Below are 22,158 nucleotides of genomic sequence, written 5' to 3' on the forward strand. Positions count from 1 at the left end.
GACAGTGTCCACAGTGGCGAACCGGTGATGGCGCGTTGTACACAGTGTCCATGGCGTTGACGGTCGGGCGACTGGCCCGCGAGACCGGCCTGGTCGTGCGCGTGGACGCGGGGCTGGACCGGGTCGTGGCGTGGGTGCACAGCACCGAGCTGGCCGACCCGACGCCGTTCCTGGAGGGCGGCGAGCTGCTGCTGACCACGGGCATCGCGCTCGGGCCGCACGGGGAGTACGTGCGGCGGCTCGTGGCGGCGGGCGCGGTGGGCCTGGGGTTCGGCACCGGGCTGAGCCACGACCGCGTGCCCGACGACCTGGTCCGGGCCGCCCGGGACGCGGGGCTCGCGCTGCTGGAGGTGCCGCGGGCCACGCCGTTCATCGCGATCACCAAGGCCGTGTCGCGGGCCGTCGCGGCGGACGAGTACGCGGCGCTGGCGCGGGCCGGCACGGCGCAGCGGGCGCTGACCCGGGCCGCGGTCGGCGAGGGGCCGCCCGGCGTGGTGCGGCGGCTGGCCCGGCTCATCGACGGCGCGGCGGCGTTGCTGGACCCGCACGGCACGCCGGTGCACGTGGTGGGCTCGGTGCCCGACCTCGCCGGCCAGGTGCGGCGGCTCGCGTCGGCGGGCGGGCCGGCCGGGGCGGCCTGGCAGGTGGGGGAGCGGCACGTCGCCATGCAGGTGCTCGGGCGGCGCGGCTTCCTCGCCGTCGCGGCGGCCCGGCCGCTGGACGCGGGCGTGGTCAACGCCGCCGCGTCGCTGCTCACCGTGGCGCTGGCCCGGTCGGACGAGGTCGAGGCGGTGCGCCGGGAGCTGCGGCGGGCGCGCTGGCTGTTGGCGCTGGCGGGCGTGCCGGTGGAGGGGGTGCCCGAGGGGACGTTCCGGGTGTTCGTGCTGCGCGAGCCCGCCGAACCGGAGGGGTTCTGGGCCGAGGTGGACGGGCGGGTGGTCGTGCTGGCCCGTGCGGTCGACGTGCCCGCCGCCGCGTCCGGCCCGGTGGACGCGGGCAGCGTCGCCCGCGGCTACCGGGAGGCGCTGCGGGCGTGGGAGGCGGGCGTGGCCACGTTCGAGGAGGTCGCCGGGTCCGGTCTGCTGGCCCCGGACGCGGCGGAGTTCGCCGCCGCCCTGCTCGCGCCGCTGGACGACGTGCTGCGGGAGACGCTGCGGGTGTGGCTGGCCTGCCACGGGCAGGCGGACCCGGCGGCCGCCCGGCTGGGCGTGCACCGGCACACCGTGCGCAACCGGCTCAGGCGGGCGGAACGGCTGCTGGGGCGTTCGCTGGAACCCGCGGGCGTCCGCGCCGAGCTCTGGTTCGCCTTGCACGCCTGACCGTACGCTGGGCGCACCGCGCTCCTGCTCGCCGCGGTGTTCACCAGCCCGGCCGGCGCGTGCATCTGCAATCCCGGCAACGAGGCGTTGCGCTACCAGCAGGCCACCTACGTGTTCTCCGGCGTGGTGGTCCACGAGAAGGTCGAGCCGACCGCCTACCGGTACACGGTCGACGTCGACACCGAGTACAAGGGCGACGTGCCCCGCCGGGTGTACGTGCTGACGCAGCGCAACAACTCGTGCGGCCTCACGTTGACCGTCGGCCAGGCGTACCTCGTGTTCGCGAAGGGCGACGTGTCCGACCGCCGCGTGGAGACCGGCCAGTGCAGTGGCATCAGGCTCGCCTCCGGCGGGCCGCCGACGACCACCGGGCCCGCCGTCACCACCACGACCGTGCCGCCCACGACACCCTGCGCGACGGCCACGCCGTGACGCCGCGTGCCGGAGACCACTCGGCTGGGTGGTCTCCGGCACGGGCGGTTTGACCGTACGCTGGGCGGACACCGCCACCGACCCACTCCATTGCCCGAGGGGGATCCTTTGGCGCGCTTCCGTTTCCTGGCCCACGCGGCCGGTGTCGCCACCGTCACCGCCGCCCTGCTCACCGCCGTGCTCACCAGCCCGGCCAGCGCCTGCAGCTGCCTGCCCAGCACCGAGGGGCAGCGCTTCTACCAGGCGACCTACGTGTTCGACGGGCTCGTGCTCAGCGAGACCCTGGAGACCGGCGACCCGTCGGTCACCTACGACGACAAGTACCGGTACGCCGTCGCCGTGGGCCAGGTCTACAAGGCGAATCTGCCCTCGCAGGTCGACGTCGTGACGTCCACCAGCGGCGCGATGTGCGGCATCAGGCTCGCGACGGGCGTGCGGTACGTCGTGTTCGCGCACGGCGACGCGTCCGACGGGCGGATCGAGTCGCACTACTGCAGCGGCACCCGGCCCGCCTCGGCCGGCCCGCCGGTGACCACCCTGCCCGGGAGCACCACCACGACGACCCCGCCGACGCGCACTTGCACCACCGCCACGCCGTAGAGGTCGTTTTCCACCCGGCCGTGCGCCGGAGGTCACTCAACCGGGTGGTCTTCGGTGCACGGCCGGTCAGCTTCCGGGGGTGGTGCTCGTAGTCTGCGACCGGGTCGAACCCGGCTTCGGCAACCCGAAGTCACCGTCGTTTGTGACGAGCGCGCTACGGGTAGGTGTACGCGGAACGGCATACGGAGTGGCTGACGGTGCCGTGGGACCGGTAACTTCCGGCGTCCGGGCCGACGTCGTCGACACAGCGGAGGTTCAACCGGATGTGGGACGGTGACCTGACCGGCGAGGTGGTCGACGGCAGGTACGCCCTCGGCAGCCTGTACGGATCGGGCGGCATGGCCGAGGTGTACCGGGCGGTGGACGAGCGCCTGGACCGGAAGGTCGCGATCAAGTTCTTCCTGGGCGAGGCCTCCGGCGAGGACCGGATCCGGCTCGACCGCGAGGCGCAGGTGCTGGGCGGGATGCGGTGCCCCGGCCTGGTCGAGGTGTACGGCACCGGGGTCTTCCGCGGCCGGCCCTACTTCGTGATGCAGCCGGTCGAGGGCGGCACGCTGCGCCGCCGGATGCGCGGCGCGATGGCGCCCGAGGTGGTGGCCGCGATCGGGGCGCAGGTCGCGGGCGTGCTGGCGCACGTGCACGCCAACGACGTGGTGCACCGGGACGTGAAGCCGTCCAACATCCTGCTCGACCCGGCGGGGCGGCGCGCCTACCTGGCCGACTTCGGGTTGGCGCTCCAAGCGCAGGTCACGCGCGTGACCAGGTCCGGGGTGCTGGTCGGCACGGCCGGGTACCTCGCGCCCGAGCAGGTGCGCGGCGGCGAGGTGCTGCCGGCGGCGGACGTCTACGCGCTCGGCCTCGTGCTGCTGGAGTGCCTGACCGGGCGGCCCGAGTACCCCGGCGGTGACACGGAGGCCGCGTTGTCGCGGCTGCACCGGGAGCCGCGCATCCCGGCCAACCTGCCCGCGCCGTGGACCGAGGTGCTGACCGCGATGACCGCGTCCGACCCGGCCAGGCGGCCGTCGGCGGCGGAGTGCGAGCGGCTGCTGACCCGGGCGCAGGAGGCCAGCGCGGGCCTGTCGCCGCTGGTCGAGGTGGCGGTGGTGGACCGGCCGGCGCCCGAGGAGCCCGAGCCGAAGTCCGGCAACCGGGTCATGCTGGTCGGCGGTGCCGCCGCGGCGGCGGTGCTGACGTTGCTGGGCTTCCTGCTGTGGGGCGAGGGGACCGCGCCGGACACCGGCGACCGCACGGGCAGACCGGTGACCAGCACCGTGCCCGAGCCGGTCGCGGAGCAGGCGGGCGACACCGACGCGGTCGTGCCGGGCCACGACCCGTCCACGGTGACCGCGATCGATCCGAACTCGCCGGGGCAGACCCCGGGCGGGAGCACCGGGCAGCCGGGCGGCGGCACGACCGTCGAACCCCCGCCCGCCACCACCACGACGACCGCGAGCACCAAGACGACCAAGTCGACTCGTGAGACCGAGGTCCGCGTGCCGCCGGAGACGCCGCTCGTGATCACCCCGAACCCGGGCCCGCCGACGGTGACCGGACCGCCGTCGCGTGACCGGGGCAGCGGGTCCAGCCGGGGCTGACCCGGCCGCGCGGGCGGGGTCAGCCCAGTGCGGGTTCAGCGCAGGGCGGGCAGGAGCTCGCCCTTGGCGAAGTCGAGGAACTCGCGCTGGTGGTCGCCGCCGATCTGCACCAGCGCCAGGTCGGTGAAGCCCGCCTCGCGGAACTTCGCCACCGCCTCCACCACCGGGCCGACGTCCGGACCGCACGGGATCCGGGCGGCCACGTCCTCCGGTCGCACGAACTGCGTCGCGCCCGCGAACCCGGCCGTGCCGGGCAGCTCGGAGTTGACCTTCCACCCGCCCGCGAACCAGCGGAACTGCTCGTGGGCCCGTTCGACCGCCGCGTCGCGGTCCGGGTCCCAGCAGATCGGCAACTGGCCGATCTTGCGCGACTTGCCGCCCTGGAAGACGTCCCACTCCTGGCTCAGCGACGCGTCCGGCTCGGTGGCCACCATCGCGTCGGCCAGGGGCGCGAACGTGCGCACCGACTGCCCGCCCGACACCGCGACCGCGATCGGCACGCGCTGCTCGGGCAGGTCCCACAGCTTCGCCGAGTCGACCCGGAAGTGCTGGCCCGAGTAGTTGACGTACCCGCCGTCGAACAACTGGGAGATGATCTCCACGGCCTCGCGCAGCAGCTCGTGCCGCACGTTCACCGGCGGCCAGCCGCGGCCGACCACGTGCTCGTTGAGGTTCTCACCCGCCCCGATGCCCAACGTGAAGCGGTTGCCCGACAGCAGCTGCACGGTCGCCGCCTTCTGCGCCACCACCGCCGGGTGGTAGCGCACGGTCGGGCAGGTCACGTAGGTCATCAGCTCGACCCGCTCGGTGGCCTGCGTGACCGCGCCGAGCACGCTCCACGCGTACGGCGCGTGCCCCTGCTCGTCCAGCCACGGCGAGTAGTGGTCGCTCATCACCTCGAAGTCGAACCCGGCCTGCTCGGCCAGCCCCGCGTGCTCGACCAGCTCGCGTGGCCCGGCCTGCTCGGTCATGAGGGTGTACCCGATCCGCACGATTCCTCCTACGCCATCGGCAGGTCGGTGAGGTCCGCCCGCAGCCCGTCGAGTTCTTCGTAGACTGCCGACGCGCCGGCGTCGCGCAACTCGGCCTCGCCGAAACCACCCGTGCGAACGCACACCACCGGCAGGCCGGCCCGTGCGGCGGCCTGGCAGTCCCACACCGAGTCGCCGATCACCACCGCCCGACCGCCGCCGTCGACCCGCTTCAACGCGACCTCGATCAGGTCCGGCGCGGGCTTGCTGTCCTCCACGTCGTCCGCGGAGGTCGACGTGATGCCGGAGACGTCGATCAGCTTCACGTAGTGGTCGACGTGGTGGCGCTTGCCCGAGCTGGCCAGCACGACGGTGAAGTCCTGCTCCAGCGCCGCGGCGACGAGGCGGTGCGCGCCCTCCAGCGGCCTGATCTCGGCCAGCATCGGCTCGAACGCCACCTCCCACGCCTGGCGCAGGTCGTCGCCGTGCTCGCGTTCCACGTGCTCGCCCGCGACGGCGGCGACGAGCTTGTCACCGCCCATCCCGATGGCGCGGTGCAACCGCCAGGTGGGCACGGTGATGTCGAAACGGCGGAACGCGCGGTACCAGGCCACCGCGTGGTGGTAGTTGGTGTCCACCAGCGTGCCGTCCACGTCGAGGACGAGCGTGTTGGTCATGCGGCCTGGTTAGCCCGACCGCCTGAGCGGCAAACCGGCCGCCCTCGGTTCAGGCGGCGGGCACGGAGTCGAGGAACTCCTCGATCAGCCGGACCCACTCGGTCGGCGCTTCCACGGCGGGGGAGTGGCCGCTGTCCAGCTCGGCCCACCGCGCGCCGGGGATCAGGTCGGCCAGCTCGCGCGTGACGCCGGGTGCGATCAGCCGGTCGTGCTTGGTGCCGATCACCAGCGTCGGCACGGTCAACGACGGCAGCTCGGGACGCAGGTCGACGCGCTGCACCAGGTCCACCTGCTCGGGCGTGCCGGGCGGGATGGTGAGCGCGATCAGCTCCAGGAAGCCCTCGGTCTGCTCGGCGGTCATCCGCCGCAGGAACGGCTCGCCCAACGCGATGGACATGAGGAAGCGGGCGAGCTCGGTGCGGGGGCCGTCGACCAGCCGCCGCCACTGCCGCATCCGGTCCAGGGTCTCGCCGTCCAGGTGGGCGAACCCGGCGGTGAGCACCAGCGCCGTCACCCGTTCCGGGTGCCGCCGCGCCGCGCGCACGGCGACCGCGCAGCCCATCGAGTAGCCGACCACCGCGAACTTCTCCTCGCCGTCGGCGGCGGCGACCAGCCGGTCGGCCAGGTCGTCCAGTTCGAGGGCGGTGGTCGCGCGCGGGGTGGTCCCGGAGCCGGGGAAGTCCACCGCGTGCACCTTGCGGTTGCGCGACAACCGCGGGATCAGCGGGCTGAAGTTGGCGCGGACCGTGCCACCGGCCCCGTGGGCGAGCAGAAGTGCGGGAGTCACGGTCCCGATTCTGCCGGTCGGGGCCGGTGCGCCGAGGTCGTTCGCGCCCGAAGGTCATCCGCGACCAGCGGGATTGGCGGGAGGTGGGTGTGCAAGCACACACGCGTGGCTTCGGTGCACCGAGCCGCGCCGAGCCCGCCCCGCCGAGCCCTTGCCCTCTCAGCCGATGTACACGCGGATCGATGTGCCGTCCTCGCCCGTGTGCACGCGCACCAAGTCGCACAGCAGGTTCACGAGCATCACGCCGTACCCGCCGTGCGGGTTCGGGCCCGGGTTGCGCCTGCCCACCATCGGGTTCTCCAGCCGGCCGGCGTCACGCACCTCGCACACCACCGAGCCGCTCTCCCGCCACAGCAGCAGCGTGCCGGTGCCGCCACCGTGCACGACGCTGTTGGTGGTCAGCTCGTTGACCGCGAGCACCAAATCCTCCACCTGGTCGGCGGTCAGGCCCGCGTCGGCGGCGAAACCGGCCACCAGCCGTCGGGTGGGTGCGAGGTCGTCCAGGTCGAACCGGCGGGTCAGGGCGTCCGGCGGCGGGGCCGGCAGCGGGCGGTTGAACTCCTCGGCGACCAGGAACGGCTCGCGGTAGTCCGCGCTGGGCCTGCGTCGCCGGCCTTCGACCACGACCGGGTGCGTGGTCTCCGCGTCGCGCAGCGCCTCCGGCGTGAGGTTCGCCGTGTCGTACGGGCAGAGGATCCAGGCGGGCCGGTCCTCGAACGCGGTGTTGACCAGCGCCTCGTGCTGCACGCACGCCGGGTACTCCAGGTCGGTGCGGTCCGGCCAGATCGGCTCGCCGACGATCCGCACCCGGCCCGCGCCGGCGTTGTTGTCGGTGAACGCGGTCAGCACACCGGGGATGATCCGGCCGGGGTTGCGCCCCGCGCGTCTGAGGTCCACGAACTCGACCTGCTCGGCCTGCCGGCCCAACGCGCGCCGCAGCAGGTCGATCCCGCGCCGCGGCACGGCCACCAGCACCGGCTCCCCCGCGGCGAGGCCGTCGCGCACGAACGGCACCGTACCCGCGAGGTACTGCTCGTCGTCGCGGTACAGCAGTGCCTCGTGCACGAAGTCGACCACCTTGGGGCACCTCCGAACGGTCGCGGGCGGTCACGCCCGCCCAGTATCGCGCCCGAACGCCGTTACGGGAGCGGCCTGCGCAGGCAGACGCGTGTCGTCGGGTCCAGACCGCGTGCGGTCTCGGCCGCCACGACGGCCGCCAGTCCCGGCGTGAGGTCGGTGACCTCGTGGAACCCCAGCCGCCGATAATAAGGGCCGTTCCAGGGGATGTCGCGGAACGTCGTCAAGGTCAACGCGGCCAGCCCGCGCCCGGCGGCCCAGCGCTCGACGTGGTCGAGCAGCGCGGCCCCGATGCCGCGGCGGGCGCGGTCGGGGTGCACGCAGAGCTGCTCGACGTGCGCCGCGCCGTCGACCTGCTCGACCGCGACCCAGGCCACCGGGTGCGGGTCGGCGGCCACCCAGACGTGCAGGTGGGCCAGGGTGCTCAGCGGCATCGGGTCGTCGTCGGCGATCTCGGGCATGCCGAAGTCTCGGAAGGGCTCACCGGACGCCCGTTCGATCGGGGGCAGCAGCGGCAGCTCGTCGGGCCGGGCGGGGCGGATGTCCACCGGGACATGATCAGCCGGCGGTGAGGTTCTGCTCAACGTCATTGGCCAGCGCCTCCAGCAGCCGCGACGGCAGTTGCTCGTCGGCGCAGTCGGCCACCCGCAGCTCGGCGACGCTGCCCGCGACGCCGGCCAGCGAGACGCGCAGCTCGCCGCGGCAGCCGCGGCCGGCCAGCGGTTCCCAGGTCAGCAGCAGCCGGTCGTAGTCGGCGGCCAGGCTCACCTGGTGCGGCCCGTCCTGCGCGCGCAGGATCAGCACGTCGTCCGAACGGCCGACGACCTGGTAGGGGTCGGGCAGCCAGGCGGCCAGCCGGACGGGGTCCGCGGCGGCGTTGAACACCAGGTCGGGCAGGGCTGGGACGTCTCGTCTCGCGTGGATGGTCACGACGTCACGGATACTCCGTTCGAGCGACGGCACACGGGGTAACCAGCGGCCATGACCGCAGCACAGGAACCGCAGGACGACCCGATCGACCCGGACGAGCTCGCCGAGGAAGCCCCGATCGACCCGACCCCGCAGGAAGTCGACGAGTACCGGTCGCTGATCGGCGACGAGACGCCGGAACCCGACGAGGCGGTCGAACACGAGGAGCCGACGCCGGAGGCCGGCGGTCGAGGGCCGGAGATCCCCGAGTTCTGACCCGACGGGAGCGGTAAGTCAGCCCGAGCCCGGTTCGGTCATGCCCCGCATCGCCCGCGCCTTCACCGGGTCGGGCAGCAGGCGGCCGGCCGCGGCTTGCGCCTTGTTGCGCAGGGAACCGGCCACCACGTGGTCGTCACCGTCCATCAGCGCCTTGAACCCCGCCCGTGCGACGTCGGCCGGGTCGTCCTTCGGGCCGGTCGCCACCTTCGTGTCCGTCATGCCCGCCCGGCGGAAGAAGTCGGTGTCCGTCGGGCCCGGCATCAACGCCGTCACGGTCACCCCGCTGTCGCGCAACTCCTCCCGCAACGACTGCGAGAACGACGCCAGGAACGCCTTCGACGCCGCGTACACCGAGTGGAACGGGCCCGGCGCGGTAGCCGCGATCGACGACGTGAACAGCACGCGGCCGGCACCGCGCTCCACCATCGCGGGCACCAGTCGCTTCGCCAGGTGCACCGCCGAGGAGATGTTGAGGTCCACCACGCGCAGGTGGGCGCGCAGGTCGCTGTCGTCGACGAAATCCCCGCCGATGCCGATGCCCGCGTTGACCGCCAACGCGTCCACCGGCCGTCCCACGCCCTCGACCACCGCGACCAGGTCCTCGTTGCCCTCGAACGTGGCGAGGTCGGCGCGCACCGGGTCGACCCGCGCACCGCCGGCGGCCAACTCCCGCGCCACGTCGTGCACCACGTCGTTCTCCGCCGCCGCCACCACCAGGTCGAACCCGTGCTCGACGAACACCTTCGCCAGCTCGAGCCCGATCCCGCTGGACGCGCCGGTCACCACCGCCAACGGCCTCTCCGAAGCACTCATGGCCCTTGAACTACCCGGAGTCGGATCACCCAATCCGGTTTCACCCGATGCGCCTGCGGGTACCCCTCCCGGTACCTCTCACTCGCGAACGGTGGTGACGTATGTCCAGACGGCCCGGTCAGGTCGGGGTGCTCGACGTCGGCTGCTTCAGCGCCCACCTGCTCGTGGTGTCGGGCTCCCCGCTCAACCCGGTCGTCTCGCACAAGACCCGGCTCCGCCTCGACCAGGCCCTCGACCGGCACAACCGACTGCGCCCGGAAGGCGTCGAACAAGTCGTGACCGCCGTCCGCACCGCCCGCCGCATCGCCGAACGCGCCGGCGTCGCCGGCATCGTGCCGTTCGCCACCTCCGTCATCCGCGACGCGCCGAACGCGGACCAGGTCATCGCCGAGGTCGCCCGGCGCACCGGCACCCGGCTGCGCGTGCTGCCCGGCCCGGAGGAAGCGCGCCTGGCCTACCAGGCGGCACGGCACTGGTTCGGCTGGCACGTCGGCCCGCTGCTGGTGCTCGACGTCGGCGGCGGCACGGTGGAGCTGGCGGCCGGTCAGGACGTCGAGCCGTCGTTCACCCGGTCGTTGCCGTTCGGGGCGCGCACGATGACGCGGCGGTTGGCGTTGCGCGGGACCGCGCCCCGCGACCACCGCGGCCTGGCCCGCGAGCAGGTGCTGGTGCACGACCGGGTGGTGGCCGCGCTGGAGGGCACGTCGGTCGCCGACCACCGGGCCGTCGGCTGCTCGAAGGTGTTCCAGCAGTTGGCGCGGCTGGCCGGGGCGCGACCGCAGCACGAGGGGCCGTTCGTGCCGCGCACGTTGCGGCTGGACGACCTGCGCGGCTGGATCCCCCGCCTGGCCCGGATGCCCGCGCCCCGGCGCGCCCGGCTGCCCGGCATCTCCCGGCACCGCGCGGAGCAGTCGCTGGCGGGCGCGCTGGTGGCGCAGGCGTTGATGGTGGCCACCGGCCACGACGAGGTGGAGATCTGCCCGTGGTCGACCAGGGAAGGGCTGCTGCTGTCCCTGATCGGGGCGGGCGACGACGACGAGAACTACCGGGTGGCGTGAAGGGGTCGGGATGCTGGCGCTGTCGGTCGAGGCCCACCGGACGGGGTGCGCGGTGGTCGTGGCGACCGGGGAGTTGGACCTGGCGGGAGCGCGCCGGGTGCTGGACCGGATGGACCGGTTGGTGAGCGAGGGACGTGACCGGATCGTGCTCGACATGTCCGGGGTGGCGTTCTGCGGCGCGCAGGCGATGAGCGCGTTGGTGCGGACGCGGGCGCGGGCCCAGCGGGCCGGTGGGTGGCTGCGGCTGGCCGCCGTGCCGCCGCACGTGCGGCGGGTGTTCGAGCGCACGGACCTGGACCGGCTGTTCCCGCGCTACCCGGACGTGGCGTCGGCGGCGTCCGGGCGCGTGGTGCCGAGCGGGGTGGCGTCCGGTGGTGACGCGCGCGCGGTGTCGGGCGGCACGGTGGCGCGACCGGGGTCGGCGACGGTCGGTCGTGGCGGGCGGGTCGTGTCGCGCGGCGGCGGGCGCGCGGTTCCGGGTGCGGACGGGCGGTTCGGTGGTGCGGCGGCGGACCGGGGTGGGGACGGGCGGTTCGGCGGCGGTGCGGCGGGCGGTGACGCGCGGTTCGGTGGTGCGGCGGACGGCGATGGCCGATTCGGGGGATCGGCGGCGGACCGGGGCGGGGATGGGCGGTTCGGTGGCCGTACGGCGGCGGACAGGAGCGAGGACGGGCGGTTCGGCGGTTCGGCGGCGGACGGGGACGGCGATGGCCGGTTCGGCGGTGCGACGGCGGACAGGAGCGAGGACGGGCGGTTCGGTGGCGGGTGGTGATGCGCGGTTCGGCGGGGGTGGGCGGCGACTTCCCCGTTCGGTGGTGGGGTGGATGGTGGTGGGCGGGCGTCGGGCACGCAGACCGGAGTGCCGGTTCGGGTGGTGGGGGGAGCGCCGCCGTTTCGGGTGGTGATCGCGGGGTAGCCGGGCGGGAGCCAACGTCACAGGCGAGGTGATCGGCGATGAGTGCGACCACGCGGCTGCCGCACCCGGTTCGCGGCGCGGCGATGGCGGTCGCGGTCGTGTTCCTGCTGGTGGGTGTGCTGGGGTTCGTGCCCGGGATCACCGCCCACCTCGACCGGATCGCCTTCGCCGGTCCCGGGTCCGGCGCGCACCTGCTCGGCGTGTTCCACGTGTCCGTCCTGCACAACCTGGTGCACCTGCTGTTCGGCGTGGTCGGTGTCGCGATGGCGCGCACGGCGTCGTCGGCGCGGGCGTTCCTGATCGGCGGCGGGGCGGTCTACCTGGTGCTGTGGCTGTACGGGCTGGTCGTCGACGAGGACGGCCCGGCGAACTTCGTGCCGGTCAACGCCGCCGACGACTGGCTGCACCTCGGGCTCGGCGCCGGCATGGTCGCGCTGGGCCTGGCGCTGAAGGGGAGCCCCCATGCCCGCAGTGCCTGACCTCGTCGAACCCGCCTTCCGCGCGCTGGCCGCCGCCCGCGACGCCAAGGCGTTCCACCCGCGCGGCCGGTGGTTCGAGGGCGAGCTGACCGCGACGTTCGACCCGGCGCTGCCGCTGCCGGTGGGCGAGGTGGAGGTGTGCGGCCGGCTGTCCAAGGGCGTGGGCACGCCCGGCGGGCTGCCCGACGTGCTCGGGTTGGCGTTCCGGCTGCCCGGACCGTGGGACGTGCTGCTGTCCACGTGCGTCGCCCGCGTGGTGCCCCGGCCCACCCGGACCTGGACCAGCGCCCGGTACGGCAGCATCACCCCGTTCCGCCGGCGCGACCGGCTGGTGTGGCTGGCCGCCGTCCCCGACCCCGTGCGGTGCGGCTCGGCGGCGTTGACCGACCTGCCCGCCGAGCTCGGCTTCACCCTGGAGGTCGGGCCGCCGTGGCGTCCGGTCGGCCGGCTGGTGGCCCGTCCGCTGGACGTCGACCGCGACCTGCCCGCGCTCGACCCGGTCCTCAACCGGCCGGCGGGCCTCGACCTCGCGCCCGCCGTGCTGGCGCGGGCCCGCGAGAGGGCCTACCGGGGCAGCCGACGCGGGCGATCGCCCGATCCGGTGACTGCTCCGGAGGCATGATCGGTCGTTGCTTCGGGTAGCCGAGTGCCGTGACGGTGTCGTCGCGGTGCGCAGTCGCGTCGTCACCCGGAGGTTCCGCGCGGCCTGCTTGACCACCACCGCTGCCGGGCGGCCTAGTGGAACGGAGAACGACCGATGCGACACGATCGCTCGACCCGGCGGCGGGTCGCCACCGCGTGCCTGGCGACGACGACTCTGTTGCTGACCGCGGCCGGGTACGGGCAGGCGCACCGAGCCGAGGGCGACATCCTCGGCGTGGGCCAACCCGGCGCGGTGGAGGGCAGCTACATCGTCGCGCTGCGGGAGGACTCCGTCAGCCTGGAGCAGACCCCCGCCGTCGCCCAGGCGTTGGCCACGACCTACGGCGGCGAGCTCAAGCTGACCTACACCGCGGTGCTGCGCGGCTTCTCGACCGCGATGAGCGAGGACCAGGCGCGCCGGCTGGCCGCCGACCCGGCCGTGGAGTACGTGGAGCAGGACGGCACCGCGCAGGCCACCGGCACCCAGGAGAACCCGACCTGGGGCCTGGACCGGGTGGACCAGAAGAACCTGCCGCTGGACCAGAAGTACACCTACAAGGCCACCGGCGAGGGCGTGACCGCGTACGTGGTCGACACCGGCATCCACAAAACGCACCCGGACTTCGGCGGCCGGGCCGCCGACGGGTACGACTTCATCGACAACGACGGCGTGGCGCAGGACTGCCACGGCCACGGCACGCACGTCGCCGGCACCATCGGCTCGACCACGTACGGCCTGGCCAAGGCCGTGAAGCTGGTCGGGGTGCGGGTGCTCAACTGCCGGGGTTCGGGCCAGTGGTCGCAGATCGTCGGCGGCCTGGACTGGGTCGCCCAGCACGCGGCCAAGCCTGCGGTGGCGAACATGAGCCTCGGCGGCTCGGCCAACACCAGCGTGGACGAGGCGGTGAAGAAGCTGGTCACGGCCGGGGTCACGGTGGCGGTGGCGTCCGGCAACGACAACCGCGACGCGTGCAACACCTCGCCGGCCCGCACGCCGGAGGCGATCACGGTCGACGCCTCCGACAACGCCGACACCCGGGCGACGTTCTCCAACTTCGGCCGGTGCACCGACCTCTTCGCGCCGGGCGTCAACATCACGTCCACCTGGAACAACGACGGCACCCGTGCGCTCAACGGCACGTCGATGGCCTCGCCGCACGTGGCGGGCGCGGCGGCGCTGTACCTCAGCGCCAAACCCGCCAACCGCGCGGCGACCCCGGCGGACGTGGCCAAGGCCCTGACCGACAACGCCACCGCGGACGTCGTCAAGAACCCCGGCGCGGCCTCGCCGAACAAGCTGCTGTACACGGGCTTCATCGGGACCGACCCCAAGCCGCCCGCGTGCGCCGGCGGGTCGAGCACCGAGGACGTGGAGGTCCCCGACGCCGGTGACGCGGTCACGTCGCAGATCGCGGTGGCCGGCTGCGAGGGCCAGGGCACGGCGGCGACCTCGGTGAAGGTCGACATCGTGCACCCCTACACCGCCGACCTGGCCGTGGACCTGATCGGGCCCAGCGGCGCGGTGTTCCCGCTGCGCGCCTCCGGCGGCGCGAACTCGGAGGACGGCATCCACGAGACGTTCAAGGTCGACACGTCCAAGGAGAAGAAGAACGGCACGTGGAAGCTGCGGGTGAAGGACGTCTACACCTACGACACCGGCAGGATCGACGGCTGGTCGATCTCCTTCTGACGCCACCGGGTCGGTAGAGGGTGCGGGCGGGCGGTGACCGGCGGTCGCCGCCCGCCCGTCCACGCGAGCGGACCGCGGTGCCGGAACCGGACAGGGGCCGCTTCCGGCCGATTCCGGGCCGGTCCTCCTGCGGTATACCGAATCGGTGCGATTCGGGGTGTTGGGGCCCGTGGTGGCCTGGCGCGAGGGGGACGCCGTGCCGGTCGGTGGCGCGCGCGAGCGGTACGTGCTGGCCGCGTTGCTGCTCAACGCCGACCGCGTGACACCGGCGGAGCGGCTGATCGGCCAACTGTGGTCGCGGCCGCCGCGCTCGGCCCGCGCGCAGTTGCACAACCTGGTCAGCAGGCTGCGCGCCCGGCTGGACGAGGGCGTGATCGTCACCCGGCCCACCGGCTACCAGCTGACCACGCGTGCCGCCGAGCTGGACCTGGCCCAGTTCAGGGCGGCGGCCGAGCGGGGGCGGCGGGCGGCGGAGGCCGGTGACCACGCGGCGGCGGAGGAGTCGTTCGACGCGGCCCTGGCGTTGTGGCGGGGACCGGCGCTGGCCGACGTCGACGAGGAGCAGGCGGGCCCCGTCCGGGCGGCGCTGCACGAGGAACGGCTGGCCGCGCAGGAAGGCCGGCTGGCCGCGCGGCTCGCGCTGGAGCGGTACGACGAGGTGCTGGCCGAGGTCGCGCCGCTGATCGCCGAGCACCCGTACCGGGAACGGCTGTACGAGACGCGGATGGTGGCGCTGGCGGCCGTGGGGCGGCAGGCCGAGGCGCTGGAGGTGTACCGCCAGGTCTACCGGAGGCTGGACGACGACCTCGGCGTGACGCCGGGTGCGGCGTTGCGGGAGTTGGAGCGGCACGTGCTGCGCGGCGAGGTGCCCGCCGCGCCGCGCCGGTCCGCGCAGGTCGTGGTGCCGCGCCAGTTGCCGCCGGAGAACGCGGTGCTGGTCGGGCGCGGGAAGCCGCACGCCGAGGTCGTGGCGGCGGTGCGGGCCGACGACCGGCCCGGGTTGGCGGTGCTCGTCGGGCCCGGCGGGGTCGGCAAGACCGCGTTGGCGGTGTCGGTGGCCCACCACCTGGCCGGGCACTTCCCGGACGGCCAACTGTTCGCCACCCTGCGCGGGTCGCACCGCGACCAGGCCGACCCGCACGAGGTGGTGGGCCGGTTCCTGCGCGCGCTCGGCGTGACCGGCGCGGCTGTGCCGGAGGACCCGGACGAACGGGTCGCCCTCTACCGCAGCACGCTGGCCGACCGCGCGGTGCTGGTGGTGCTGGACGACGTGGCGGCCGAGGCGCAGGTCCGGCCGCTGCTGCCGGGCGGCACGTCGTGCGCGACCGTGATCACCTCCCGCCGCCAGCTCGGCGCGCTGGTCGGCGCGGCGCGCTGGACGCTGCCCGCGCTGCCCGCCGAGGACTCGCTGGAGCTGCTGTCGCGGATCGCGGGCGCGGAGCGGATCGCGGCCGAGCCGGAGGCCGCGAGCGGGATCGTCGCGCTGTGCGGCAACCTGCCGCTGGCCGTGAGCGTGGCCGCCGGCCGGCTGGCCGTGCACCCGACGTGGCGGGTCGCGGAGTTCCGGGACCGGCTGGCCGAGGAACGCGGTCGGCTGGACGAGCTGTCCTTGGGCGACCTGGACGTGCGGGCGGTCATCGCGACCAGCTACCGGCTGCTCGACCCGCCCGCCCGGGTGCTGCTGCGCCGGCTCGGCCTGTCCGCGACACCGGAGTGGCCCGCCTGGGTGGCGGGCGCGCTGGTCGGCGGCGACGGGCCGGTGGACCGGCTGCTGGAGACGTTGGCCGACGTGCACCTGGTCGAGGTGCTCGGCCGGGACCGGGTGGGGCAGGAGCGGTTCCGGCTGCACGGCCTGGTGCACGACTTCGCCGCCGAACGCGCCGCCGCCGAGGAACCGCCGCACGAGCGCGACGCGGCCGTGCACCGGGTGCTGTCGGGGTGGCTCGGCCGGGCCGGGGCGGCCGACGAACGGGTCGGGCACGGCATGCAGAACGCGGTCGGCCTCGACCTGCCGCTCGCGCCGGACGACGTGGCCGGGCCGATCGCCGCCGCGCCGAGGGAGTGGTTCGAGGTCGAGTCGACCGCGTTGACCGCGTGCGTCGAGCAGGCGTGCCGGCTCGGCCTGGCCGAGCTCGCCGGCGGGCTGGCGCTGCGCATGACCGGGTTCCTCGCCCTGCGCACCTACGACGTGGAGCGGGAGCGGATCCTGCGTGCCGCGGTCACGTGCACGCGCGCGCACGGCGTGGACCGGCAGACGGTGCGGCTGCTGCTGAGCCTGTTCGGGCTGGCCGCCCAGCGGTCGCGGTTCGAGGAGCTGCCCGCGCTGGCGGCCGAAGGGCTCGCGCTGGCGCGCAAGCTCGGTGACCGGCTCGGGGTGCTGGGCGCGCTCGGCAACGCCGGGTGGGCGGCGCAGAGCCTGGGCCGGCTGGCGGAGGCCGCGCGGTGGTTCGAGGAGGGCGTCGACCGCTGCGACGCGGGCACGCCGCCGCCGTTGGCGCGGTGGCTGGCGTTGTCGCTGGCGCGCACCCGGCACGAGGCCGGTTCCCCGGCGCGGGCCGTGCCGGTGGTCGAGCGGCTGCTGGCGGAGGGGTCGGCCGACGAGGAGGAGCGCAACCAGGCGCAGGTGCTCGCGTTGAGCGCCGACGTGCTGCTCGCGGTCGGTCGGGACGAGGAGGCGGAGCGGTTGCTGACCGAGGCCGCGGCGCTGGTGCACGCCCTCGGTGACGAGCTGGGCGTGGCCCGCGTCGGGCACGACCTGGCCCGGGTGTGGGCGCACCGGGGCGAGTGGGACCGGGCCGCCGAACGGCTCGCCCGCGTGCTGCGGGTGCACGAGGAGCTGGGCGTGGCGGACGAGGTGGCGCGGACCCTGGTCACGATCGGCGAGGTGGAGCTTGGCCGGGGACGGCCCGCGGCGGCGGTGCTGCGCCGGTCGTTGGCGATCTGGCGGGAGCGGGGCGCGCGGCTGGACGTGGCGCGGACGTTGGCGCGCCTGGCGTTGGCGGACCCGGTGGACGCGCGGGCGTGCCGGCGGGAGTGCGAGGAGATCCTGGAAGAGCTGGGACTGGACTCGCGTGCGCTGCGGCTGCCGTCGTCGCGGTGACCGGCGTGCCCTCAGGCCAGCGGGCGTCGGCCGGCGAAGCCCAGGTCCGCCCGGTGGTACCAGTGCAGGCCCTCGTCGCCCTCGAGCCAGCACAGCAGCACGGGCACGCCGTCGAGGTCGGACGGGAAGTCGACCAGCAGGGGCGCGAAGCCCTTCAGCTCGGCACCGGTCGCCTGCACCGCGGTCATCAGGTCGTCCAGCCGGGCCTGCGCGGCCTTCAGCTCGGGCAGCCCGCCGAGGTCGGTGGGCTCGCCGCCGTTGAGGGAGGAGGCCAGCTCGGCGGCGTCGGCGCGCAGCTCGACGATCTCGGTGAGCACCGGCAGGAGCCTGGCCAGCTCTTCCCGCGCCTCGGGCACGCTGAACACCGTCACCCCTGCTCCCCCGTGGACCGCCGCACGCGGACAGGCTACCCGCCGGGACCGGCCGGCAGCGCGACCCGGAACCGCACCGGGGGTCGAGGTCGGGAAAGCGGTGAGCCGGGGCCGCCCGGCGGTAAGGCGGCCCCGGCGTCACGTCAGCGCAGCGGCGGGGAGGCCAGCTTCGCCAGCTCCAGCGCCTGCTCCGGCCACCAGCGGCCGGCGGCCGGGCCGCCCTGGCACTCGCCGTCGGACTCGCCGGGGCGCTTGACCCACAGGAACGCGTCCACCAGCGGGATGCCGGTGTTCGCCGTGGGACGTTCGCCCAGGCCGCGGCCCGGCGGGTTGCACCAGTCGGTCTCGCCCTCACCGGGCGTGTAGTGACCGCGGCCGTTGCGGCTGGTGTCCAGCACGAAGTGCGTCATCTTGGACTTGCGCACCGGCAGCGCGTCCAGCTCCTCGTCGGCCGGGCACGTGGTCGCGCCTTCCTGCGTGCGCAGGTAGAGGCACTTCGACACGCGGGTGCCGTACCGCACCAGGTCGTCGGTGAAGCGGTAGTTGGACGTGTTGAGCGCGAACCCGTCCGCCCGCGTCACGCCGCCCCGCAACAGCCGGTTGACGATGCCCAACTGCTGACGCGGCTCGCCGTAGCCCGCGTCGTAGTCGTTGAGCGCCTGCCACGCCGAGTGCCCGGCGTCGAGGTAGACGCGGGTGTGCTTGCCGCGCTTGAGCGCGTCCACGGCGTGGTTGATCTCGCGGAACCGCTGCGGCACCAGCTCCGAGTCCGGGCCGATCGTGCACCACGGCTCGCTGGTCAGCAGGGCCAGGCCGTCCGGCTCGACCACGACGACGGCCTTGTCGTCACCGATGCCCTCGGCGAAGGCGTCGATCCACTCCTTGTACTCCTGCTCGCTGCGCGCGCCGCCCGCGGACCACTGCGAGCAGTCCCGGTAGGGCACGAAGTACGCCACGAGCACCGGCACCTGGTCCTTGGCCCGCGCCGCCCGCACGACCTCGCGCACGTCGCGCCGCACCTGGTCCGCACCCGCCGTGGTGAACCAGATCGCGGTCGGCTGGGCGGCCACGGCCTCCATCAGCTCGGCGTCCGCCACCCGGCCCTCGGCCCGCCACTGCCGGGCCTGCCGCGCGGCGTTGCCGTCCGGTTCGACGTAGAACGACGTGCCCTTGGGCAGGTGCGGCGGTCCCGAAGCCGTCACGGTCCCCTCCGCTCCGGCGCTGCTCGCGCCGATCAACGCGCACACCGCGGTCGCCGCCAGGGTCAGCCCGACGCGCCGTCGTCTCGGTCCGTTGTTCACTCGACTGCTCCTCACGGGGCGCTGCCTGGGAGCGCTCCCAACCGGCCGTCAGCATGCGGCGTCATGAGCTGGATCACAACCCCCGGTCACGCGTGCGTTCCCCTTTTCGCAATCCTGTCGTTACCTGACGCCGCGGACCACGCGGGCCGGGTGCAGCGCGATGGTGAACAGGCCCGTGGTCGGTCCGGCCGGCTCCAGCACGGTCGCCGCGATGCGCGGCGGTGGTGCCGGGCCGGACGTCGGCGAGCAGCCGCGCGACCTCCTCCGCCGGCTCTCCCGCCAGGTCGAGCGGGGTGAACTGCGTTCGTGCCGACGGCCACCCTGTTCGCGGCCACCGGGTCGGCGATCAGGCCCTCGGCGGCGGCCTCGGGCAGCGGCGCGGCGTCGGGGCCCGTGTCGGCGGTGTGCCACAGCGCCCGGACGCCGCCGAACGCGTTGCCCGCGTTGTCCGCGCGCACGGGTTCGGGCCGGTACTCGGCCCGGAACGACCGCGCGAGCAGACCCGTGCCGTTGCCGGACTCGTTGGCCGTGATCTGGCCGCCCGCCCACGCGTCGCCGGACACCGCGGCCGCCGCCTCGACACCGGTCATCGCCTGCTCCGTCGCGCCGGGGTCCATGTGCGCGAGGCTCATCGCGGCCCCCGGCGGGTCGGAGCGGTCGCCTCGGCCTACGGCATGAGCCGCTTGGTCAGCGCGGCCACCTGGTCTTGGGCGAGCCGGGTCGCCTCCGCGACCGTCGCCACGATCCGCCCGCTCAACCCGTCGGCGTCGGGGTCGCGGTAGACGCGCGGGTTCAGCTCCAGGTCGAGGAGTTCGCCACGCGCGTCGACGGTGGCGGTGATCAGGCCGTCCGGTGAGTCCGCGCTCGCCCGGATCCCGGCCATGCCCTGGCGCACGGCGCGCAGGTGGTCGGCGAGTCGCCGGTAGGCTGCTGGGTCCACAGGGGAATGCTCGGCCGGCCCGGGCCGCGTGCGGTGGGCCGTGACCGCTTCCGGCCACGGCGGCGACCGCTCACGCGCGCACTGCCGACGATGGTGCCCGTGAGACGACTCAACACCGCGCTCGCGGCCGTCGCGCTCGTGGCACTGTCCACACCGGACGCCCACGCCGCGCCGCCGCCGGGTGCCTGTCGCGACCCGGAGCCGGCGCGCCCGCCGATCCGGGAGCTGCCGTGGGCGCAGCAGGCGTTGGACGTGACGCGGGCGTGGCCGCACAGCACCGGCGCCGGCGTGCTGGTCGCGGTCGTGGACACCGGGGTCGACCGGGACCACCCGCAGCTGAGCGCGCCGGGGAAGGTGGCGCGCGGCGAGGACTTCCACCTCACGGGCGACCTCCCCGGCGACTTCGACTGCGGGTCGCACGGCACGGCGGTGGCGAGCATCGTGGCCGCCGACCCGGTGGAGGGCGTCGGCTTCCACGGTGTCGCGCCCGGCGCGCGGGTGCTGCCGGTGCGGGTCGCCGACCGCGACCTGGATGAGTCGGGCGCGGTGCGCGCGCTGGACCCCGTCGTGCTGGCCCGCGGCATCTGGTACGCCGCCGACCAGGGCGCAAAGGTGATCAACCTGTCGATGGCCGGGCTGGAGGACAACCAGTACGTGCGCGACGCCGTGGCGCACGCGGTGGCCAAGGACGTGCTCGTGGTGGCCGCCGCGGGCAACCGGCAGCGGGACGGCGTGCGGCTGCCGTCGTTCCCGGCCGCGTACGACGGCGTGCTGGGCGTGGGCGCGATCGACATCGCGGGCGACCGGATGTCCGGCTCGCAGCTCGGCGACTACGTCGACCTGGTCGCGCCGGGCAAGGCGGTGGCGGGCGCGACCCGCGCGGGCGGGCACGCCTACTGGGAGGGCACGAGCTTCGCCGCGCCGTTCGTCGCGGGCACGGCCGCGCTGGTGCGGGCGGCGTGGCCGGAGCTGACCGCGCCGGAGGTCGCGCGCCGGCTGCTGGCCACGGCGAGCCCGGCGCGGGGTGAGGCCGCCGCCTACGGCGCGGGCGTGGTCAACCCGTACCGCGCGGTCACCGACGGGCTGGTGGCGGCCGAACCCGACGTCCTGCCGGTCGTGGTCAAGCCCGTGGAAGACCCCGGCGCGGCCCGGGAACGGGCCTGGTGGCGTGCCGCCGTGGCGCACGCCCGCCGCCACCTCCTGCTCGCCGCCGCGGTGGTGCTGGTCGCGGTCGTGCTGCTGGTCGTGCTGGTCAACGGTCGCCGCCGGCGGTGGACGCCCACCCGGCTGGACCCCTTGCCCGAGGGCTCACCGCCGGCCGAGGTGCCCGACCAGGTGTTCCTGTTCCCCCGATGACGAAGGCCCCGACGCCGGTGGGCGTCGGGGCCTGGTCGGGTGCTGCTCAGAGCGCGGTCGAGCGGACCCGCATCGCAGCCGACTGCAGCGCCGTCTGGAGCTCGTTGTTGGCCACGTTCACGCCGTGGCGCAGGGCCGCGAGCACGGCCTGCTGCGCGGCGGACATCTGCTGCCACGCGTCGTTGACCTCGCCGAACGCCCCACCGGCCTGGTCGAGCCAGTCGAGGGACGTGGCGCCCGCCTCGGTGCGCCAGGTGTCCATCTCCTGCGAGACCTTGGTCATGGTCTCCTCGATGTGCCTGGCCAGCCCGTCGAGCTGGGTGAAGTTGCCCTTGATGAGCATGTCGGTCCCTTCCTGGTCCGGCTGGGTGTCAGGCGAGCTGACCGTTGAACGGCAGGCCGCCCGCGGGCACGGCCTTCAGCCCCGAGGCGCCCACCTCGTCGGCGTTGACGTAGGTCGACACCGAGTACTTGGTGTTCTCGCCGAGCGAGTCGAGCGCCGCGGTGAGCCGCGTGACCGCCGCCTCCCAATCGGCGTGGGCGGCGTCGAAGATCGGCCGCGCGGTGCCCTCCCACTGGCCCTTGAGCGCGTCCACGGTGGGGCGCAGCGTCGACAGGTGGCCCCTGATGTCACCGGACACCGTCCCCGCCATCGAGGCGGCGCGCTCCAGGGTCTCGGTCACGCCGTGAAGTTGGTCCTGCACTCCGGTTCTCCCTTCCGCTGGTCGCGGTCGCCGCCTGGTCGCGGTTCCCGCACCGCCCAGCGAACCGCCCCGGCGCGGTCGGTCGGGCGGGCGCGGCACGTTCCTGCCACGACCACCCGCCGACCACCCGCGCGCCACCACG

At 74.7% G+C, this 22,158-nt stretch carries 25 protein-coding genes; 12 read left to right on the top strand and 13 right to left on the bottom strand.

The window, feature by feature from the left end; all coding sequences use genetic code 11:
• Positions 1-50: 50 nt before the first annotated feature.
• The 4 genes from LZG04_RS14415 to LZG04_RS14430 all read left to right on the top strand — a co-directional run bounded on the left by LZG04_RS14415 (position 51) and on the right by LZG04_RS14430 (position 3,946).
• On the top strand, positions 51-1,319 hold the full coding sequence (locus LZG04_RS14415) for a PucR family transcriptional regulator (RefSeq protein WP_233817061.1): 1,269 nt from the start codon (positions 51-53) through the stop codon (positions 1,317-1,319).
• Between the two features lie 36 nt (positions 1,320-1,355).
• Positions 1,356-1,751, top strand: a complete 396-nt coding sequence (locus LZG04_RS14420; protein ID WP_233817063.1) for a hypothetical protein — start codon at positions 1,356-1,358, stop codon at positions 1,749-1,751.
• 108 nt (positions 1,752-1,859) lie between these two features.
• The gene (locus LZG04_RS14425; protein WP_233817065.1) at positions 1,860-2,351 is read left to right on the top strand and encodes a hypothetical protein; all 492 of its coding nucleotides are present in this window, start codon (positions 1,860-1,862) and stop codon (positions 2,349-2,351) included.
• A 263-nt stretch (positions 2,352-2,614) separates the two neighbouring features.
• On the top strand, positions 2,615-3,946 hold the full coding sequence (locus tag LZG04_RS14430) for a serine/threonine-protein kinase (RefSeq protein ID WP_233817067.1): 1,332 nt from the start codon (positions 2,615-2,617) through the stop codon (positions 3,944-3,946).
• A gap of 35 nt (positions 3,947-3,981) precedes the next feature.
• On the opposite strand, the gene LZG04_RS14435 is transcribed toward LZG04_RS14430, so the two are convergent.
• From LZG04_RS14435 to LZG04_RS14460, 6 genes are all read right to left on the bottom strand, one after another.
• On the bottom strand, positions 3,982-4,938 hold the full coding sequence (locus LZG04_RS14435; RefSeq protein ID WP_233817069.1) for an LLM class F420-dependent oxidoreductase: 957 nt from the start codon (positions 4,936-4,938) through the stop codon (positions 3,982-3,984).
• 8 nt (positions 4,939-4,946) lie between these two features.
• The gene (locus LZG04_RS14440) at positions 4,947-5,594 is read right to left on the bottom strand and encodes an HAD family hydrolase (RefSeq protein ID WP_233817071.1); all 648 of its coding nucleotides are present in this window, start codon (positions 5,592-5,594) and stop codon (positions 4,947-4,949) included.
• 49 nt (positions 5,595-5,643) lie between these two features.
• Positions 5,644-6,381 carry an alpha/beta fold hydrolase gene (locus tag LZG04_RS14445; RefSeq protein WP_233817073.1) on the bottom strand — a complete coding sequence of 246 codons (738 nt, stop codon included), beginning with the start codon at positions 6,379-6,381 and terminating at the stop codon, positions 5,644-5,646.
• A gap of 159 nt (positions 6,382-6,540) precedes the next feature.
• A complete protein-coding gene (locus LZG04_RS14450) occupies positions 6,541-7,458 on the bottom strand; it encodes a sensor histidine kinase (RefSeq protein WP_233817075.1) in 918 nt (305 codons plus the stop codon).
• 62 nt (positions 7,459-7,520) lie between these two features.
• Entirely contained in the window at positions 7,521-8,006 is a 486-nt protein-coding gene (locus LZG04_RS14455) for a GNAT family N-acetyltransferase (RefSeq protein WP_233817078.1), read from the bottom strand.
• 10 nt (positions 8,007-8,016) lie between these two features.
• Entirely contained in the window at positions 8,017-8,388 is a 372-nt protein-coding gene (locus LZG04_RS14460; RefSeq protein WP_233817080.1) for a hypothetical protein, read from the bottom strand.
• A gap of 51 nt (positions 8,389-8,439) precedes the next feature.
• Here LZG04_RS14460 and LZG04_RS14465 point away from each other — a divergent pair, with 51 nt between their 5' ends.
• The gene (locus tag LZG04_RS14465) at positions 8,440-8,643 is read left to right on the top strand and encodes a hypothetical protein (protein ID WP_233817082.1); all 204 of its coding nucleotides are present in this window, start codon (positions 8,440-8,442) and stop codon (positions 8,641-8,643) included.
• 18 nt (positions 8,644-8,661) lie between these two features.
• Here LZG04_RS14465 and LZG04_RS14470 read toward each other — a convergent pair whose 3' ends face one another.
• The gene (locus LZG04_RS14470; RefSeq protein WP_233817083.1) at positions 8,662-9,459 is read right to left on the bottom strand and encodes an SDR family oxidoreductase; all 798 of its coding nucleotides are present in this window, start codon (positions 9,457-9,459) and stop codon (positions 8,662-8,664) included.
• Positions 9,460-9,560: 101 nt separating this feature from the next.
• Between LZG04_RS14470 and LZG04_RS14475 the strand changes: the two genes are divergently transcribed.
• The 6 genes from LZG04_RS14475 (at position 9,561) to LZG04_RS14500 (ending at position 17,344) form a co-directional block, all read left to right on the top strand.
• Positions 9,561-10,517, top strand: a complete 957-nt coding sequence (locus LZG04_RS14475) for a Ppx/GppA phosphatase family protein (RefSeq protein WP_233817085.1) — start codon at positions 9,561-9,563, stop codon at positions 10,515-10,517.
• A 10-nt stretch (positions 10,518-10,527) separates the two neighbouring features.
• A complete protein-coding gene (locus LZG04_RS14480) occupies positions 10,528-11,289 on the top strand; it encodes an STAS domain-containing protein (protein WP_233817087.1) in 762 nt (253 codons plus the stop codon).
• Between the two features lie 182 nt (positions 11,290-11,471).
• Entirely contained in the window at positions 11,472-11,912 is a 441-nt protein-coding gene (locus tag LZG04_RS14485) for a DUF4383 domain-containing protein (RefSeq protein ID WP_233817089.1), read from the top strand.
• Positions 11,896-12,534 (top strand): hypothetical protein, encoded by a 639-nt coding sequence (locus tag LZG04_RS14490; RefSeq protein WP_233817091.1) that lies wholly within the window; start codon positions 11,896-11,898, stop codon positions 12,532-12,534. The genes LZG04_RS14485 and LZG04_RS14490 overlap by 17 nt, the downstream gene beginning before the upstream one ends.
• A gap of 135 nt (positions 12,535-12,669) precedes the next feature.
• Entirely contained in the window at positions 12,670-14,244 is a 1,575-nt protein-coding gene (locus tag LZG04_RS14495; protein ID WP_233817093.1) for a S8 family serine peptidase, read from the top strand.
• 145 nt (positions 14,245-14,389) lie between these two features.
• Positions 14,390-17,344, top strand: a complete 2,955-nt coding sequence (locus LZG04_RS14500; RefSeq protein ID WP_233817095.1) for an AfsR/SARP family transcriptional regulator — start codon at positions 14,390-14,392, stop codon at positions 17,342-17,344.
• A gap of 11 nt (positions 17,345-17,355) precedes the next feature.
• On the opposite strand, the gene LZG04_RS14505 is transcribed toward LZG04_RS14500, so the two are convergent.
• The 4 genes from LZG04_RS14505 to LZG04_RS14520 all read right to left on the bottom strand — a co-directional run bounded on the left by LZG04_RS14505 (position 17,356) and on the right by LZG04_RS14520 (position 19,956).
• The gene (locus tag LZG04_RS14505) at positions 17,356-17,715 is read right to left on the bottom strand and encodes a DUF2203 domain-containing protein (protein ID WP_233817097.1); all 360 of its coding nucleotides are present in this window, start codon (positions 17,713-17,715) and stop codon (positions 17,356-17,358) included.
• Positions 17,716-17,858: 143 nt separating this feature from the next.
• Positions 17,859-19,016, bottom strand: coding sequence for a glycoside hydrolase family 6 protein (locus LZG04_RS14510; protein ID WP_233817099.1), 1,158 nt, complete (start codon positions 19,014-19,016; stop codon positions 17,859-17,861).
• A gap of 86 nt (positions 19,017-19,102) precedes the next feature.
• Positions 19,103-19,648 carry a hypothetical protein gene (locus tag LZG04_RS14515; RefSeq protein WP_233817101.1) on the bottom strand — a complete coding sequence of 182 codons (546 nt, stop codon included), beginning with the start codon at positions 19,646-19,648 and terminating at the stop codon, positions 19,103-19,105.
• A gap of 35 nt (positions 19,649-19,683) precedes the next feature.
• The gene (locus LZG04_RS14520) at positions 19,684-19,956 is read right to left on the bottom strand and encodes a YbaB/EbfC family nucleoid-associated protein (protein ID WP_233817103.1); all 273 of its coding nucleotides are present in this window, start codon (positions 19,954-19,956) and stop codon (positions 19,684-19,686) included.
• 90 nt (positions 19,957-20,046) lie between these two features.
• Between LZG04_RS14520 and mycP the strand changes: the two genes are divergently transcribed.
• Positions 20,047-21,312: a type VII secretion-associated serine protease mycosin gene (mycP, locus tag LZG04_RS14525; RefSeq protein ID WP_233817105.1), complete on the top strand. Its 1,266-nt coding sequence runs from the start codon at positions 20,047-20,049 to the stop codon at positions 21,310-21,312.
• Between the two features lie 46 nt (positions 21,313-21,358).
• On the opposite strand, the gene LZG04_RS14530 is transcribed toward mycP, so the two are convergent.
• Positions 21,359-21,655 carry a hypothetical protein gene (locus LZG04_RS14530; RefSeq protein WP_233817107.1) on the bottom strand — a complete coding sequence of 99 codons (297 nt, stop codon included), beginning with the start codon at positions 21,653-21,655 and terminating at the stop codon, positions 21,359-21,361.
• A 28-nt stretch (positions 21,656-21,683) separates the two neighbouring features.
• Positions 21,684-22,157: a WXG100 family type VII secretion target gene (locus LZG04_RS14535; protein WP_308199093.1), complete on the bottom strand. Its 474-nt coding sequence runs from the start codon at positions 22,155-22,157 to the stop codon at positions 21,684-21,686.
• Position 22,158: the final 1 nt, after the last annotated feature.

It is taken from the genome of Saccharothrix sp. S26 (assembly GCF_021390395.1).
GTDB lineage: Bacteria > Actinomycetota > Actinomycetes > Mycobacteriales > Pseudonocardiaceae > Actinosynnema.

Excerpts from the sequence above, each read along its gene's own strand:
- LZG04_RS14430 (WP_233817067.1), top strand. The coding sequence starts at position 2,615 with ATGTGGGACGGTGACCTGACCGGCGAGGTGGTCGACGGCAGGTACGCC.
- LZG04_RS14480 (WP_233817087.1), top strand. The coding sequence starts at position 10,528 with ATGCTGGCGCTGTCGGTCGAGGCCCACCGGACGGGGTGCGCGGTGGTC.
- LZG04_RS14495 (WP_233817093.1), top strand. The coding sequence starts at position 12,670 with ATGCGACACGATCGCTCGACCCGGCGGCGGGTCGCCACCGCGTGCCTG.
- LZG04_RS14515 (WP_233817101.1), bottom strand. The coding sequence starts at position 19,648 with ATGAGCCTCGCGCACATGGACCCCGGCGCGACGGAGCAGGCGATGACC.
- LZG04_RS14475 (WP_233817085.1), top strand. The coding sequence starts at position 9,561 with ATGTCCAGACGGCCCGGTCAGGTCGGGGTGCTCGACGTCGGCTGCTTC.
- LZG04_RS14485 (WP_233817089.1), top strand. The coding sequence starts at position 11,472 with ATGAGTGCGACCACGCGGCTGCCGCACCCGGTTCGCGGCGCGGCGATG.
- LZG04_RS14415 (WP_233817061.1), top strand. The coding sequence starts at position 51 with ATGGCGTTGACGGTCGGGCGACTGGCCCGCGAGACCGGCCTGGTCGTG.
- LZG04_RS14440 (WP_233817071.1), bottom strand. The coding sequence starts at position 5,594 with ATGACCAACACGCTCGTCCTCGACGTGGACGGCACGCTGGTGGACACC.
- LZG04_RS14470 (WP_233817083.1), bottom strand. The coding sequence starts at position 9,459 with ATGAGTGCTTCGGAGAGGCCGTTGGCGGTGGTGACCGGCGCGTCCAGC.
- LZG04_RS14465 (WP_233817082.1), top strand. The coding sequence starts at position 8,440 with ATGACCGCAGCACAGGAACCGCAGGACGACCCGATCGACCCGGACGAG.
- mycP (WP_233817105.1), top strand. The coding sequence starts at position 20,047 with ATGGTGCCCGTGAGACGACTCAACACCGCGCTCGCGGCCGTCGCGCTC.
- LZG04_RS14490 (WP_233817091.1), top strand. The coding sequence starts at position 11,896 with ATGCCCGCAGTGCCTGACCTCGTCGAACCCGCCTTCCGCGCGCTGGCC.
- LZG04_RS14530 (WP_233817107.1), bottom strand. The coding sequence starts at position 21,655 with ATGCTCATCAAGGGCAACTTCACCCAGCTCGACGGGCTGGCCAGGCAC.